This is a genomic window from Lysinibacillus sp. FSL K6-0075 (assembly GCF_038592945.1).
GTDB lineage: Bacteria > Bacillota > Bacilli > Bacillales_A > Planococcaceae > Lysinibacillus > Lysinibacillus fusiformis_F.
The window spans coordinates 600,484-617,059 of the sequence record NZ_CP151947.1 but is presented as its reverse complement, the minus strand read 5'-3'; the positions used below and the strand labels follow the sequence as shown (position 1 = coordinate 617,059).

Here is a 16,576-nt window from a genome sequence, read left to right as displayed (position 1 = left end):
TTCACCTCTCTTTCTAATTTAAAGCACATTAGCGGTTCCTTACATGTGACACAATTCTCTCGACAAAGAGAAAAACGTACGGAATCATTAGCCCTATAACCGTGCTAATTAAGTGAAAATAGTTTGGCAACGAAATGGCTATTGCGACTGCCGCAACACCTGATCCAAAGCGAAGCGCTGTACCAAGTGAGCCTATTTTCTTCCCTTCACTAATGGATCTGTCAAACTTCTCCATACGACGAACTAAGATCCAAAAATTATACGTACCAAAGAATGCACCGACTGCGATGCCCGCAAAAACAGTTTGATAGGGGGTAAATCCCCAGCCTAATGCGCAGAGTGCAAGCAAAAAAAATAACGCCCTCTTCTGCACAGCAAAAATGTGATGCAAATCTAGCATTGGTTGTAATCTCCTGAATCATTTTTTCGAGTAATGAAAACGTTTGCTGACCACTATGTGAAATCAGAAAAGAGCAGTGAAAAGCACTACTCACAGCGGAATAGTAATGGGAGAGTCATTTCAATTACAGGTGTAAATGCCCAAAAAAATAACTTACACCCCTTACCGACTCGGTAAAAACCGAAACGCACAAAACGTTGCAAATCGACAGTTTTATTTTGAACTGTCAATTTAGTAGAAAGTTGATATAACAAGTGTTTCAACGTCCTATTTATGAACAGAAACCCTTATCATTCTTACCCTTTGTAAGCATACAATAGGTGATATTTGAAGTCAATTGGTAAAGGAGAAAAACTTCACAGCCTCTATACTCTTGTCAAATTGTTGACAAATTTGTGTATGAAATTTCATAGTTTCAAAATTTCACAACCTTCTCACGCATAAAAAAAGCTAATTTACGACAAGATTATGCTCGTAAATTAGCTTACCCATTTCAATAGGTACATTAGACTTATTTTTAATATAAAATATAGTATATTAATTAGTTTTTTGTAAAAATCCTAGCAATGCCTCCACAATACGCTTAGATGCATGCCCATCGCCATATGGATTTGATGCTTTAGCCATTGCTTCATAGGCGCTTTTATCTGTTAGTAATTCTTTTGCTAAAGCGTAAATCGTTTCCTCTTCTGTTCCTGCTAGCTTTAATGTTCCTGCTGCAATCCCTTCTGGACGTTCTGTCGTATCTCTAAGAACAAGCACCGGCTTCCCTAATGAAGGAGCCTCTTCTTGTACACCACCTGAGTCCGTTAAGATCATATATGAATTTGCCGCAAAGTTATGGAAATCAAATACTTCAAGAGGCTCAATTAAATGCACTCGTTCATTATCCCCTAAAATTTCATTTGCAATTTCTCTCACAGCTGGATTCATATGCACTGGATAGACAACTTGAACATCCTCATGTTCTGCTAGGATTCTGGTGATCGCTTTAAACATATGGCGCATTGGTTCACCAAGATTTTCGCGACGATGTGCCGTTAATAAAATCATGCGATCTTCACCCATTTTATCTAATACAGGATGTGTGTAGTGTTCACTGACCGTTGTTGCTAATGCATCTATTGCAGTATTACCTGTAACAAAAATCGTCTCAGAATTTTTATTCTCATCTAAAAGATTCTTTTTAGATACTTCTGTTGGCGCAAAATGTAAATCAGCCATCACACCTGTTAGTTGACGGTTCATTTCCTCTGGATATGGTGAATATTTTTTCCATGTTCGAAGTCCTGCTTCTACATGCCCTATAGCAATTTGGTTATAGAACGCCGCCAAGCTAGCAATGAAAGTCGTCGCTGTATCACCATGTACCAACACGATATCTGGCTGTGCTTCTTTCATTACTTTATCTAAACCTTGTAATGCGTTTGTCGTTACATCGATTAATGTTTGGCGATCCTTCATAATATTTAAGTCATAGTTTGGTGTAATTTTAAATGTCTCTAGTACTTGATCGAGCATTTGGCGATGCTGTGCTGTTACAGTTACAATGGATTCTATTTGCTCAGGATACTTTTGCAACTCCAAAACAAGAGGAGCCATTTTAATTGCTTCTGGTCTTGTACCAAAAATCGTCATTACTTTCCATTTCTTTGTCAAAACGATCTGCACCGTCCTTTTTGTTATTGTATGCAAAGGTCAATCCTCCCCATTGATGCTAATCAAGAGGAATTACTTACCTACACATACTATGAAACGCCCTTCAATTTGAAGGACGCTTTCACAAGTTATTAGTTTCCTAAATGAGGAAACTTCATGTATTGATTTTTATTTTGTACCGAATAAGCGGTCTCCCGCATCACCTAAACCTGGTACAATATAGCCATGATCGTTTAATTTTTCATCAAGTGCAGCAATGTAAATATCTACATCCGAATGTTCTTCTTGAATAGCTTTTACACCCTCTGGTGCAGCGATTAAGCACATGAATTTAATGTTTTTAGCTCCACGTTTTTTCAGTGAATTGATTGCTTCCACTGCAGAACCACCCGTTGCAAGCATTGGATCTACAATGATGAAATCGCGTTCTTCAACATCTGCAGGAAGTTTTGCGTAATACTCAACTGGCTTTAATGTTTCTGGATCACGATAAAGACCAATATGACCAACTTTTGCAGCAGGGATAAGCTTTAATACGCCATCTACCATACCGATACCCGCACGTAGAATCGGTACAATCGCAAGTTTTTTACCAGAAAGTACTTTTGTTTTTGCAATTGTTACAGGTGTTTCAATTTCAATTTCTTCTACCGGCATATCGCGTGTAATTTCAAATGCCATAAGTGTTGCCACTTCGTCTACTAGCTCACGAAATTCTTTTGTTCCTGTGTTCTTGTCGCGAATATAAGTTAATTTGTGTTGGATTAGTGGATGATCAAATACATAGACTTTGCTCAAAGGGATTCTCTCCTCACCGTTCGGATTCATTTTTATCTCAACTAGTATAACAGAAAAAAGGAGTCGCCTCAAAAATAAATTTAGGACGACTCCTTTTATCATCTATTCTTTTGTCAAAAATAAGTTATTGATCCAGGATTATATCTAATTGTTCAATTGGCATTGGCTTAAAATAGAAGTATCCTTGTCCTACTGTACAGCCTAGCGCACGTAAAATTTCAACCTGTTCCTCCGTTTCTATGCCCTCTGCCACTGAAATCATCCCTAAATTTAATGCTAACTGAATGATAGAGCGAACAATAGCTAGTGTTGCGGGATCTTCAATAGCATTGATAAAGCTACGATCAATTTTTAATTCAGCAAACGGTAGTTGTTGCAAATAGCTTAACGAAGAAAAGCCTGTTCCAAAATCATCTACTGACGTTTTAAAGCCATAGCTCTTTAGCTCTTGAATTATTTTATAGGCAGATTGAAAATCTACTAAACCAATATTTTCTGTCACTTCTAAGATAATATAGCTAGGGTCAATATTATACTTCCGCACAAGTTTCAGTGTATCCTGAACAAAGTGTGTGTAGTAAAAATGATCGGGTGAAATATTGACTGCTATTTTCACTAATTTCTTTCCCAAACTTTGTCGGTCCGAAAGCCATGAGAGCACCGTCTCTAAAATAAGCACATCAATTTCTCGAACCTTACCGGCACTCTCTGCTACGGGAATAAAGACTGCTGGTGAAACAAAACCTAGTTTCGGAGAAATCCACCTTGCAAGTGCTTCAATACTTTGAATTTCTCCATTGCGTAAATCGACTTTAGGCTGTAAATGGACTGTAATTTCTTTATTTTTGATGGCCTCTGACAAATGATTTAAAACCGTCATCTTCTGTACAAGCACATCATTTTTCTCTGTTGTAAATATTTCGGTATGTGTGCCTGGTCTATCGATTGCAAAGGATAGCGCATTATCTGCAAAACGGATCGCATCATTAATATTTGTGTCATCATTATATGAAGCAATTCCTGTTTTTAAGGTAATATAGATTTGCTTTCCTCCTATAATAAAAGGCTGGCGAATCGTTTCTTTTATTCTCATCTCATAATCATGTAAATTTTCTTTCAGTGACATTGTAGTCATAATCAAACTAGAGCTCGTAAATCTAGCAACATATTCATTATTTTCCGACTTGTCTTGCTCGAGACGTTTGGCAAGTTGTCTTAAAAGTTCATCACCTATTTCACGCCCATACAGTTCAACTACTTGATGAAATTCACTAGGCTTTAATATTTTAATAAAGCCGCTTTGTCCCCGTTGGACTTCTCGTTCAATCGTATTAACAAAGCTGTGACGATTAGGTAGACCTGTTGTAATGTCTGTATAGGCTAAATCCCAAATTTTTTTCTGCGTCCTTGCATACGAAAAAGCCAATGCAACAAGTGCACCCATTTTTCGAAACATATTTTTAAACGTTTGGTCACTCTGTGTTTTTTGGCTAAAAATCGAAAAAACACCTATCACTTGCCGCTGCTGATTGCGTATAGGTATAAACCATCCATGCGGCTTTTTAGCTAGCGAAGCATATCGCTTATGTTCTATAGGAATATTCACTTCATCTAAATTCTCTACGAAAGTAGGCGTTTCTGATTGCATAACCTTATTAAAGAATTCATTGTTTGCACAACATCTTGGTACGCTCTCTGTTTGATTATCTCCTGTGAAAACTTGTAATTGGTTTACTTCTGTTTTTATGAGCACCATACTCGCAATATTTGGCATAAAAAATTCATCGAGACCGTTACAAATAATCTTCATCTTCTGCTCGAAGGTAAACTCCTTCTCAATTGCCTTGTACATATCATTTTCTAGACGCATTAAGAAGTCTTCCGTATGATAATACGTAACATCCTTCACAAATACTAAAACAAATTGCGTTATATTTGCATCATTGCAAAATGGTAGTGCTTGTATTTCTGCCCAAAAGGGAGGTTTATTGATGCCGTTATGATTTAGCTTTGCCTGCACCATTATGCCGTTATGTATTTTTTCTTTAATCATTTCAATGGTTGTCTTTTTTTCGTCCATAGATAGCCATGAAAAATAATTAGTATTTAGAATTTGAGAGCGTGAAGCATTCGTAAGCATACAAAAAGAATCATTACACTCTAATATGCAATGATGATTTGTTGCATCAAAAATAACGTAGCTTTCTTTAGAATTATTCCCTAATTTGCGAATGCTGTTTAATAATACATCATAATCTGTGTTTAACGATTTAGTGACCATCCAACCCCTCCTTTTCTATCACTTCAGCTCATTTCCATTGTACATAAAATTTAATTAAATTTTCACTTTTATTAAAAAAAACTTCTTTTCTAGGACACTATCTGTCCTCTGCCTACTATAATATATCCCTTTATACCGATTTAATGTAAATTTATTCAAAAATAAGGGGATTATTCTACTTTATTAGAAAAAAGATGTTTTTTACAGTTTAATCCTTCGTTTACAAAATAAAAAGCTGTATTTAAAGTAAAATTTGTACTTTAAACACAGCCCTATTATTCTATTGATTATGCGTATAGTGGATGCTTATCTGTTAATGCTTTCACACGATCTTTTGCATCTGCTTTAACTGCTTCATCTTCAGGGTTTTTAAGAACTGCTGCAATAATTGCTCCTACTTCTTTCATATCTTCTTCTTTAAACCCACGAGAAGTAACAGCTGGAGTACCAATACGAATTCCAGAAGTAACGAACGGAGATTCAGTATCGTAAGGAATTGTATTTTTATTTGTTGTAATACCCACTTCATCTAGTGCATGCTCTGCTACTTTACCTGTTAAACCAAGAGATTTAACATTTAGAAGTAATAAGTGGTTATCTGTACCACCAGAAACAATTTCAACACCTTCAGCAATTAATACTTCAGCTAAAGCTTTTGCATTCGCTTTAATTTGTTTTGCATAGTCTTTAAATTCTGGTTGTAATGCTTCTCCAAATGATACAGCTTTAGCAGCGATAACATGCATTAATGGACCACCTTGAATTCCTGGGAAAACAGATTTATTTAGTTTTTGCTCCCATTCCTTTGAAGCAAGGATTAATCCACCACGTGGTCCACGTAATGTTTTATGTGTCGTTGATGTAACAAAGTCAGCGTATGGTACTGGTGATTGGTGTTCGCCAGCAGCAACAAGACCAGCGATGTGCGCCATATCCACCATGAAATAAGCACCTACTTCGTCTGCAATCTCGCGGAATTTAGAGAAGTCAATTTCACGTGGATAGGCAGATGCACCTGCGACAATAAGTTTTGGTTTATGTTCTAAAGCTTTTTGACGTACATCTTCATAATCAATCACTTGTGTATCTTGTGTTACGCCATACTCAACAAAATTGTATAGGATACCAGAGAAGTTTACTGGAGAGCCGTGTGTTAAGTGACCACCATGAGAAAGGTTCATACCAAGCACTGTGTCTCCTGGTTCTAAAATTGTATGGTAAACAGCCATGTTTGCTTGTGCACCAGAGTGTGGTTGTACATTTGCATATTCTGCTCCAAAGAGTTCTTTCACACGATCACGCGCAATATCTTCTACTACGTCTACATGTTCACAGCCACCATAGTAGCGTTTACCAGGATAACCTTCAGCGTATTTATTTGTCAGTACTGATCCTTGCGCTTCCATAACTGCTTCGGATACAAAGTTTTCTGATGCAATCAATTCAATATTTGCTTGCTGACGTGTTTTTTCTGCAAGAATTCCATCTAATACTGCTTTGTCTTGTACTGCTAATTTTTCATATGCCATGTTTGAAAAAGCCTCCTAAAGTATCATTATTTATCTATACCACTAATAAATAGTAGTAATTATTTATATACTGCACGTTCTCCGCCAATTAGCTTTGGACGTGTTGTTGCAATCGTTACAACTGCGTCTCCTACCATTTTTACCGATGTTCGAACTGGAACAGCTACTGCTTTCAAATGCATACCGATTAATGTTTGTCCAATATCAATACCTGCATGTGCCTGTATTGTTTCAACAATCACTGGGTTATCAAATTGCGTATAGGCATATGCTGACATTGAGCCGCCTGCCGTACGTACTGGGACTACCGCAACTGGATCATAGCCAAATTTTTCAGCTGTCGATGCTTCCATAGTAATGGCACGATTTATATGCTCACAACCTTGGAATGCTAAATGCAATTGATGCTTTGATGCAAATTCTTGTAACGGCTCAAAAATGGCTTCTGCTATTTCCAATGCGCCTGCTGTGCCAATTTTCTGACCAATCACTTCAGATGTAGAGCACCCTACTACAAAAATTGTATGGGGTCGTATCGTTACCTGCTCTTCAAATTCACTGAGTAACTGAGTCAAATGTGTTCGTATTTGTTTTACAACCATTAAGCTCAGCTCCTTCATCTATATCCATTAAAATCATGCCATATATGACATCCTCTACGAATGCCATATATGGAATAACAAAATTACTATTGCTCTAGTTCAGTAATTTTTTCAATGCGGCGTGTATGACGGCCGCCTTCAAAATCTGTTTCTAGCCATGTTTGTACGATTTCACGTGCAAGGCCTGGACCAATAACACGTTCACCCATCGCTAAAATATTTGAGTCGTTATGGCAACGCGTTGCCTTGGCACTAAATACATCATGTACTAATGCACAACGAATGCCCTTAACCTTGTTAGCGGCAATGGACATACCAATGCCTGTGCCACAAATTAAAATACCTTTATCAAATTCTCCGTTAGCAACACCCTCAGATACAGGTTTTGCATAGTCTGGATAGTCTACTGAATCCGCAGATTGTGGACCAAAATCTTCGTAGCTAATGTGAAGTTCATCTAATAGCTGCATAATCTCACGACGTAAGTTATTGCCTCCGTGATCAGAAGAAATTGCTATTCTCACTGGGTTCCCTCTTTTCGAATTATAGTCAACCTTAGTGTACCACTTCTTTCTGAAGAATAACATGATTTTTCTTGTATTTTTACGCTGATTTCTCCCGAAAGACGAACATTAATTGTATATTAACACAAAAACATTCACTTTTAAACCTATATTTTTGTGGATAATGTGAATATCATGTTAATAAGTTCGGATAATGGTCTTTTGTTGTAATATTCCATCTTCTGAAGTTTTTTTAGCTTTTTACTTACAGTGGACATAAATTGCCCTTTAATAAAAAAGGCTATACATAAATCCGATTTTTCATCGCATTTACGTATAGCCTATAGCACTATGCTTGTCTATCAAATTGTTGAATCATTTTATGCAGTGCTTCCGATTGCTTTTTCAAACTTTGAGCTAGATGCTCTACCTGTTCAATTGCGTAGGCTTGCTCTTCAGCGGCACTACGAACTTCCTGTGCACCTGCTGACGTTTGTTCTGCAATGGCAGCAACTTCCTGTGATTGTCGCGCTGTCGTTTCAATATTATGCATTTGCTGTTCGATTAAAGAAGAAATCTCAACAATTGATGCTGCCATTTCATGTACATTAGAAGCCATATTTTCTACTGCTGTCGTTGTTTCAGAAACTCGATCGGCTTCCTTTGTAGCAAAGGCCACTTGTTCGTTCATTTGTTTCACAACTACTTCTACATTTTGCTGCATGGATTGAATTAAAGCTGTAATCCCTTGCACAGCTTTCGCACTTTCATCAGCCAAACCACGAACTTCCTCAGCTACTACCGCAAAGCCCTTTCCATGCTCCCCTGCACGTGCAGCTTCTATAGAGGCGTTTAGTGCCAATAGATTGGTTTGTGCCGCAATGTCACCAACTAAGCTAATTATACGTTCTACCTGTCCCGCATTTTCTTCTAGCGCATGAATGCTCTTCAATGCTTCACTATTGCCTGTCGCAATTTGTTGAATACTATTCACTAATGTTTCAATGGCTTTTGTTGTCGTCGATAAATTATGTAGAATCTCTTTCGTTTGTGATGCTGATGCCTCTGCTCTACTATTTACTTCTGTTGCAAGCGTTCTTACATCTTCAATTGCTTCAGCAGTATCTTGTACAGCTGTTGCAGATGCTTCTGCTCCAGTAGAAATATGCTTTACTGTAGACGCAATACCCTCTGCCTTTTTTGTTGCCACGCCTGCCTCATCGGATAGCTGAATAATTGATTGATTTGTTTGTTGGAAGTTATGATCAATACTTTCCACCATTTGGCGCAAGTTTAACACCATTTGTTGGAATGCCTCTGCAACTGATCGAATCTCATCATTTGTATTAGGCATTTGGACATCCTGCCCTATTTTTCCTTCTGCCACAAGTGTTGCTGAATGCTCAAGCTGCTGTAATGGCTTGATGAGAATTACACTTAAAAAGGCAGCTAGTATACCTGACCATGTTATGCCTAACGCGTAAGTAATCACTTCAAAAACTTTCCTGTTAGTGTCAGGGAAGAAGGTAGGTTGTAAAAACTCAATGAATATAAAACTGACACTGTAGGTGATTAGCGCAAGAACACTAACAAATAATACCAACTTTAGTCGTAAACCAAATTGTTTTTTCATAGGACCCCTCAATTCTTTTCTAGTTTTTGTATTAATTGATCAACCAGTTCCTTTAATTCTGCAAATGTTGCTTCGTAAATTGCTCTATTACCACCGTAAGGATCCCCTACATTTTCCAGACTGCCCTCATTTGTATACTCTTTCAATGTAAATACTTTATGTTCAGCTTCTGGATAATTGGAAATGACAGTATCTTTGTGAGCAGTCGTCATCGTTAAAATTAAGTCTGCCCAGTCCATTTCAGCTTTTGACAATTGCGTTGCCAAATGCTGATGAGGCATTTTGACTTCATTTAGCACTTGTTGTGCATGTGCTGACATTTGTGCATTAGGCATCGCATAAATACCTGCTGAACGCACGTCTACATTGTTTATTTGTTTATGTTTTAAAATAGCTTCTGCCATCGGACTGCGACAAGTATTGCCTGTACAAACAAATAATATTTTCACACTTATCACTCTCCAGTTTAATCTATTGTTGAATAGCTAGAATACTCATGATAATAAATATAATGCCAGCAACTACTTGAATTTTATTGCCAAAAAAGACTTGGCTTCTACGTGCAATGACTAATGACCCATATGCACAAATTAATGCACTTAAGCCTGCACTCATAATAAAGATTGTTTTTTCTAAGTTAAGCATACCAAAAGAAACACTAACTGAAAAGGTATCTAGGCTTGCAGTCACTGCTAAAAGTACAGGTGAAATTGTTACTTTTTCATCTCTATGAGAAAATAATAGTAAATGTATACCAATACAAAATAATAAAATACTTGAAATCCATTGTCCCCATTCTAATAGAAATTGAACTAAATAGCTTCCTAATTCAAATCCTAATAAAGGGAAAAGCATATGCAATGCAGCCGTCCATAATGATAAAAATAATCGATATCTAACATTGGGCAGCAAAACATATAGACCAATCACATCAACAGACGTTAATATACCTGCAAGAATTCCCTGCAAGAACGCACTCCTTCGCTCCCTAATATTTTATCATTTTATGCTCGAAAATACATTATTATCATAGTTGTTCACTATTATTTTTCATTTTTAACGTATAATAATTAGACAAAAAAAGACAAAAAACATCAGGTTGTTCAATGTCTTTTGTCTATAATGGCTCTATTATTTTTTACAATGAATACCATTTACCTCCAGAGGCTTTTTCAAGTCTATTCATAATAGCTGCTCCAACTCCTTCTATTGAAGTAGTTGTTGCTAATATAACGGTAGCGGTAGTTTTATCACATGCTCTTAGTGCATTGTATAAGGCCGCACCCATTTCTTCTTTACTTCCAGCTTCACCAATCGAAAAGTAAAAATCAGCCTTGATCTTCTCAAAATTCACAGGTGCAAGCAACGCTACGCTATGTCCATCACTCTGTAATTGCTGAACTGCTTCACTGACTTTCTCAACATCACAATCTATTAAATATACTGGAGCATTTGGTGCATAATGTGTATACTTCATTCCTGGTGCTTTAGGCGTTGTTTCTAGCTTCTGCTCTATTTTAGTTGGTTGAATAACAGGGCCAATCTTAGCTTCAAGCATTTCCTTTGTAATGCCGCCTGGACGTAAAATTACTGGAGGCTCATGTGTCACATCTAACACAGTGGATTCAAGCCCAATTCCGGTAGAACCTCCATCCAAAATATAAGGTATGTACCCTCCTAAATCATCTAATACATGAACTGCTTCTGTAGGACTTGGCTTTCCACTACGATTAGCGCTCGGTGCAGCTAGCGGTTTTTGAAGCTGTTGCAGTAAGGCAAGTGCTACTGGGTGGTCAGGCATCCGAATGCCCACTGTTGATAGTCCAGCTGTGACACTTTTAGCTAATACATTTGGCTTCGCTGGCATCACAAGTGTTAATGGTCCTGGCCAAAATAAATCCATGCATTGTTTCGCTATGTCAGAAATATCATCGATATAGATTGCTACTTCCTCTTTTGTACCTACGTGGACAATTAAAGGATTATCTGAAGGTCGACCTTTCGCTTCAAATATCTTTTTAACTGCCAGATCATTTGTGGCAATTGCTCCTAAGCCATAAACCGTTTCTGTCGGAAATGCGACTACCTCTCCTGCATTTAAGATATCCACAGCTTGTGTATAATTAATCTGACTATTCACATTACTGTCCACAACCTTACAAACGGTTTCCATGATTAATACCTACCTTCAATTATTCATTTTTACTGAATTATCCACATATTGTTTATAACTTATTAAAAAATGTGTATAAGTTGTCTGAATTTGTGCACAATTCATCCAAAAATCCCTTTAATCCATTCCCATATAAAGAATGTTACTTGCTCTTTTTCTTCCTCTACTTCTTCTTTTACCTCTTCTTTATCCGGCTCACAAATAGATGGGAAGATACTGCACCACCAGTTATCCCCACGCGCATCACCAATCTTCACAACAATCGATTGATATACATTTTGTGGATAAAGTACAGCACCTTGTCTTTTCGGTGGGAATAAGTTATCCCCAACAACAACCTGTGTATCTAATTGTGGATAATTTTCGCTCAGTTCAGCTTCAATTTGTTGTTTTAACGAAAGAATTTGCTCATTCCCTACAAATCCAGCGGTAGTCACTTGCAGAAAGTAAGGCTTTAAATCTTGGACAAGCTGCTGTTTCTCTAGCTGATCTTGTGCAGTATTACTGTTTGCAATAACACGTATACGAAAATCTTTTTCTTGCTCCTCATCGGAAGATTCCTTCGCAAAACCTACTAATGATGGAATATATAAAACACATAACTGTAAAGCAATCGCAATTAATACTAGTCTAGCAAAAGCTAGCAAGATATTTTGTTTAGGTAATCTAATAATCTTGTATTCGTTTAACATAAAAATCCCTCCTTGCTCAACATTGTTGGCAAGATTAAGAAACTTTATACATGAATCTCACAAAAAATCATTCGAGGTTTACCATTAATATCTTTTTCTACTGAAACTGTTGCCTGTGGAAAACTATCTTGAAAGAGTTTGGCTACTTTCTCCCCCTGTGTATAACCGATTTCTAATCCAATCAATGCTGGCCTATTCATATACGCTGGTAATTGTTCAGCTAATTTTCTATATAAAATAAGACCGTCTTCCTCTGCAAAGAGGGCACTATGCGGCTCATGCTCTAGAACAACACTGGACATTTCTTGTGCCTCATCAAATGCGATATATGGTGGGTTCGATAAAACAATATCAAATTTCTCTCCTGCAAGTGGCGCGGCTAAATCTCCCAATCTAAAATCAATATCCGCCTCTAATTGCTGTGCATTTTTTTGTGCGGTTGCTAGTGCATCTTTCGATATATCAGTAGCTATGACTGTTAACGCGGGACATTCTAGCTTCATTGAAATAGCTATGGCTCCACTGCCTGTACCAATATCAGCCAACTTCAATACTTGCTTTGTAAATAGTTTAGGTAGTCGATTAATTGTTCCAAGTACCAATTCCTCTGTTTCAGGTCGCGGTATTAAGACAGATTCATCCACTAGAAAAGAACGTCCATAAAATTCCTCACGCCCAACACAATATTGTACAGGGCGTCCACTGGCATGTTCTTCTATGAGCTCATTAAATGTCATTTGCTGTACTGCTGTTAATTCATCCTGCAAATGCAACATAACCTCTGCATAACTAGTACCAAGCACATGTTGCATGACAATACGCGCTGCTGTTTGTTCACGACCATTATCCACTAAAAAAGAAGAAGCCCACTCAAGGGCCTCCATTACATTTTTATAAGTCATCATTTAAGCGCTCTAACTTCGATGCTTGTTCTTCTAAAATAAGGGCATCGATAATCTCGTCTAGTCTACCTTCGACGATTTGGTCTAGCTTTTGAATCGTTAAACCGATACGGTGGTCAGTTACACGGTTTTGTGGATAATTGTATGTGCGAATTCGCTCAGAGCGATCGCCAGAGCCTACAGCAGATTTACGTGTAGCATCAATCTCTTTTTGTGCTTCCTGCATATACATATCTGCAACACGAGCACGTAGAATCTTCATTGCCTTTTCACGGTTTTTAATTTGTGAACGTTCATCCTGCATCGAAACCACAACACCTGTCGGTAAATGGGTCATACGAACAGCAGACATCGTTGTATTTACAGATTGACCACCCGCACCAGAAGATGCAAATGTATCTACACGGATATCTTTTTCATGGATTTCAACATCTACTTCCTCAACTTCAGGTAAGCAAGCAACTGTTGCTGTGGATGTATGAATTCGGCCTTGTGATTCTGTAGCAGGGACACGTTGTACACGGTGCGCGCCGTTTTCAAATTTGAATTTTGAATAGGCTCCTTGTCCGTTAATCATAAAGATTACTTCTTTATAGCCGCCCATTGGATTTGGCGTAGCTTCCATAATATCAATTTTCCAGCCTTGCGTTTCTGCATAGCGGGAGTACATACGGAACAAGTCACCTGCAAAAATATTGGCCTCGTCACCACCAGCTGCGCCACGGATTTCCATAATAACGTTCTTATTATCATTCGGATCTTTTGGAATTAATAAAATGCGTAAACGTTCTTCTAGCTCTTCCTGCTGTGCTTTTAATAGGTTAAATTCTTCCTTTACCATTTCATGCATATCAGGATCTTTTTCGCTATCTAACATTTCACGTGTGTCTACTAATTGCTCTTTAACATTTTTATATTCTCGATAAGTATCTACTGTCTCTTGGATATCTGATTGTTCCTTGGAATATTCGCGTAATTTCTTACTATCATTAACAATATCCGGATCGCTCAAAAGCTCTGTTAGCCTTTCATAACGATCTTCCACTGCCTGTAATCGATCAAACATGGATTTCACCTCTATTTAGTTTTTTTAAGATGCTCCTTTTTTACAGAGAAGCCGCTTCAATCAAAATTACGCTTAGGCGTAATGGCTTTTTCATTTCTTATTTCCACTACTTAGTATAAGGAAAATTTCACATGTATGCTACTTTTTCTTAGCACTGTTACATGCTATTTAGCTTTATAGTGGTGGATTTGCGTGACATTTTCGGCAAACAGGATAATACGTATCATTGCCACCGATTTGAATTTGATCACCTGTGTAAACTGGCTTTCCACTTTCATCCACTCGCAAATTCATTGTTGCTTTTTTATGACAGAACCAGCAAATTGTTTTCATTTCCTCAATTTTATCTGCATATGTAAGCATGTACTGGCTACCTTCAAATAGCTCATTTTGGAAATCATTTTTTAAACCAAAGCCCATTACGGGGATGTCCAATTTATCCACAATGTTAGCTAGTTGTAAAACATGTGCCTTTTTTAAAAATTGAACTTCATCCACAAGCACACAGTAAGGTTTGACAGCATTACTTTTCACTATTTCAAAAATATTTGTATCTTCATAAACAGGAATGGCTTGTTGTCGTAAACCTACCCGACTGGAAACAAAGCCCACCTCATCACGCGTATCTAGACCTGAAGTAAATATCATTACAGGCTTTTGTTGTTCTTCATAATTATGGGCAACTTTTAGAATTTCTATTGATTTCCCACTATTCATTGCACCATGTTTAAAATATAGCTGTGCCACTTTGTCTTCTCCCTTTCTTTGCGTCAATCTGGATTTTGAAAAGACTTGCATCAACGTAATTATTTACTGAAAAAAATACCTGCCAAGCGCATGCTTGGCAGGTATTAAACTAACATTAGTTTTTAAGACCGTATTTTTTGTTGAAACGATCCACGCGACCATCAGCAGACGCGAATTTTTGACGGCCAGTGTAGAATGGGTGACATTCGTTGCAGAACTCGACAACGATGTTTTCTTTTACTGAACCAGTTTTGAAAGTGTTCCCACAAGAGCAAGTTACTGTTGCTTCTTTGTAGTCTGGATGAATTCCTTGTTTCATATTCGTTTTCTCCTCTCGCCCTGAACCATCTGGAACAGAGTATTATCGAACTGTACCTTACATAGCCCGAATATGTCGACTACAAAAAATGTGTCGAAGTGGAACGTCAGCTACATATGTACACGTTGCATACTTTTGAAGTATAGCATAGTCATTTTATCATTTTCAAGTAAAAAATATTAACTGGGAGCCTTCTCTAATTCTTATCCGCGAACTTCACGATAGTCATTGTCTACTAACCCAATTTTTTCATTTCGTTCTTTGAAGCGAATATTATGGGATGATACATAGGCTACTTTCGGTGCATCTGGTTCCAAATAGAGTTTGGCACTATTTAATGCTAGTACCCCATCCGTAAATGCACCTGCTATTAATCTGACTTTACTAGGATGATCAATAAAATCACCAGCGCCATAGATTCCTGCTACGTTCGTTTCACGATTCTCATTGACAATCGCTACGCCATCTTGGATGTTTAATCCCCATTCTTCAAGTGCACCGTAATCACATTTTAAACCATGATTCACAATGACAGCATCTACTTCTACTCGTTCCATTTCATCAGTTTCTTTATTGACAATGGATACATATTGAATTAAATCACCGTCTCCATGCAATTGAACGACTTCATAAGGCGTTTTTACACGAACTGAGGATTCCTTCATGCGCAAGACATTCTTTTCATGACCACCAAAATCATCTCGACGATGCACAACTGTAACACTTGCTGCAATTGGCTCTAGCTCATTTGCCCAATCGACCGCAGAATTGCCACCACCTGAAATTAACACATGCTTGTTCCGGAAAATTTCTAATTCCTGTACTGTATAATGTAAATTCGTTACTTCATAGCGATCTGCTCCTTCTATTTCAAGCTTTTGCATAGAAAGAACGCCATAACCTACTGCTAAAATAACGGTTTTAGAATAATGCTTTTCACCTGTAGAGGATGTTAAAATAAATGTTCCATCCTGTTGTTTATCTAATTTTTCCACCTTTTGATTTAAGACAATCGTAGGATCAAATGTTTCAGCTTGCTCCACAAGTTGTTTAATAAGCTGCCCGCCTAAAATAGGTGTTACTCCACCAACATCCCAAATCATTTTTTCAGGATAAATTAACATACGACCACCTAGTTGTGAGCTATATTCGATAATTTTCGTTTTTAAATCTCGCATTCCACTATAAAAGGCAGTATAAAGCCCTGCTGGACCACCGCCAACAATCGTAACATCATATAGTTCTTCTGACATTTCTCCTTCTCCATCCCCT

Annotated in this window: 17 protein-coding genes; all 17 read right to left on the bottom strand. The window is 37.6% G+C overall.

Annotated elements, in window-relative coordinates; genetic code table 11:
• Positions 1–28: 28 nt before the first annotated feature.
• The 17 genes from MHB65_RS02870 to MHB65_RS02790 all read right to left on the bottom strand — a co-directional run bounded on the left by MHB65_RS02870 (position 29) and on the right by MHB65_RS02790 (position 16,557).
• A complete protein-coding gene (locus MHB65_RS02870; RefSeq protein WP_004269472.1) occupies positions 29–400 on the bottom strand; it encodes an ATP synthase subunit I in 372 nt (123 codons plus the stop codon).
• Between the two features lie 537 nt (positions 401–937).
• Entirely contained in the window at positions 938–2,059 is a 1,122-nt protein-coding gene (wecB, locus tag MHB65_RS02865; protein ID WP_342443691.1) for a UDP-N-acetylglucosamine 2-epimerase (non-hydrolyzing), read from the bottom strand.
• 168 nt (positions 2,060–2,227) lie between these two features.
• Positions 2,228–2,857 (bottom strand): uracil phosphoribosyltransferase, encoded by a 630-nt coding sequence (gene upp, locus MHB65_RS02860; RefSeq protein ID WP_008180557.1) that lies wholly within the window; start codon positions 2,855–2,857, stop codon positions 2,228–2,230.
• A gap of 124 nt (positions 2,858–2,981) precedes the next feature.
• Positions 2,982–5,138 carry an EAL domain-containing protein gene (locus tag MHB65_RS02855; protein ID WP_342442426.1) on the bottom strand — a complete coding sequence of 719 codons (2,157 nt, stop codon included), beginning with the start codon at positions 5,136–5,138 and terminating at the stop codon, positions 2,982–2,984.
• 287 nt (positions 5,139–5,425) lie between these two features.
• Complete coding sequence (glyA, locus tag MHB65_RS02850) at positions 5,426–6,667, bottom strand: serine hydroxymethyltransferase (RefSeq protein WP_205446843.1); 1,242 nt, start codon at positions 6,665–6,667, stop codon at positions 5,426–5,428.
• Between the two features lie 59 nt (positions 6,668–6,726).
• Positions 6,727–7,269 carry a TIGR01440 family protein gene (locus MHB65_RS02845; RefSeq protein WP_342442425.1) on the bottom strand — a complete coding sequence of 181 codons (543 nt, stop codon included), beginning with the start codon at positions 7,267–7,269 and terminating at the stop codon, positions 6,727–6,729.
• A gap of 86 nt (positions 7,270–7,355) precedes the next feature.
• A complete protein-coding gene (gene rpiB / locus MHB65_RS02840) occupies positions 7,356–7,793 on the bottom strand; it encodes a ribose 5-phosphate isomerase B (protein WP_205446839.1) in 438 nt (145 codons plus the stop codon).
• A 328-nt stretch (positions 7,794–8,121) separates the two neighbouring features.
• Positions 8,122–9,405 carry a HAMP domain-containing methyl-accepting chemotaxis protein gene (locus MHB65_RS02835; protein WP_205446836.1) on the bottom strand — a complete coding sequence of 428 codons (1,284 nt, stop codon included), beginning with the start codon at positions 9,403–9,405 and terminating at the stop codon, positions 8,122–8,124.
• Positions 9,406–9,413: 8 nt separating this feature from the next.
• Complete coding sequence (locus tag MHB65_RS02830) at positions 9,414–9,854, bottom strand: low molecular weight protein arginine phosphatase (protein ID WP_342442424.1); 441 nt, start codon at positions 9,852–9,854, stop codon at positions 9,414–9,416.
• A gap of 22 nt (positions 9,855–9,876) precedes the next feature.
• The gene (locus MHB65_RS02825; protein ID WP_205446832.1) at positions 9,877–10,374 is read right to left on the bottom strand and encodes a manganese efflux pump; all 498 of its coding nucleotides are present in this window, start codon (positions 10,372–10,374) and stop codon (positions 9,877–9,879) included.
• A gap of 169 nt (positions 10,375–10,543) precedes the next feature.
• Positions 10,544–11,578, bottom strand: a complete 1,035-nt coding sequence (locus MHB65_RS02820) for an L-threonylcarbamoyladenylate synthase (protein WP_342442423.1) — start codon at positions 11,576–11,578, stop codon at positions 10,544–10,546.
• A 101-nt stretch (positions 11,579–11,679) separates the two neighbouring features.
• Entirely contained in the window at positions 11,680–12,270 is a 591-nt protein-coding gene (locus MHB65_RS02815) for a stage II sporulation protein R (RefSeq protein ID WP_342442422.1), read from the bottom strand.
• 44 nt (positions 12,271–12,314) lie between these two features.
• On the bottom strand, positions 12,315–13,175 hold the full coding sequence (gene prmC / locus MHB65_RS02810; RefSeq protein ID WP_342442421.1) for a peptide chain release factor N(5)-glutamine methyltransferase: 861 nt from the start codon (positions 13,173–13,175) through the stop codon (positions 12,315–12,317).
• Positions 13,162–14,238, bottom strand: coding sequence for a peptide chain release factor 1 (gene prfA / locus MHB65_RS02805; protein WP_205446817.1), 1,077 nt, complete (start codon positions 14,236–14,238; stop codon positions 13,162–13,164). Before prfA ends, prmC begins: the two co-directional genes overlap by 14 nt.
• 174 nt (positions 14,239–14,412) lie before the next feature.
• A complete protein-coding gene (locus MHB65_RS02800; RefSeq protein WP_205446815.1) occupies positions 14,413–14,985 on the bottom strand; it encodes a thymidine kinase in 573 nt (190 codons plus the stop codon).
• A gap of 115 nt (positions 14,986–15,100) precedes the next feature.
• Positions 15,101–15,304 carry a 50S ribosomal protein L31 gene (rpmE, locus tag MHB65_RS02795; protein WP_004269457.1) on the bottom strand — a complete coding sequence of 68 codons (204 nt, stop codon included), beginning with the start codon at positions 15,302–15,304 and terminating at the stop codon, positions 15,101–15,103.
• Between the two features lie 203 nt (positions 15,305–15,507).
• A complete protein-coding gene (locus MHB65_RS02790) occupies positions 15,508–16,557 on the bottom strand; it encodes an NAD(P)/FAD-dependent oxidoreductase (protein WP_205446813.1) in 1,050 nt (349 codons plus the stop codon).
• Positions 16,558–16,576: the final 19 nt, after the last annotated feature.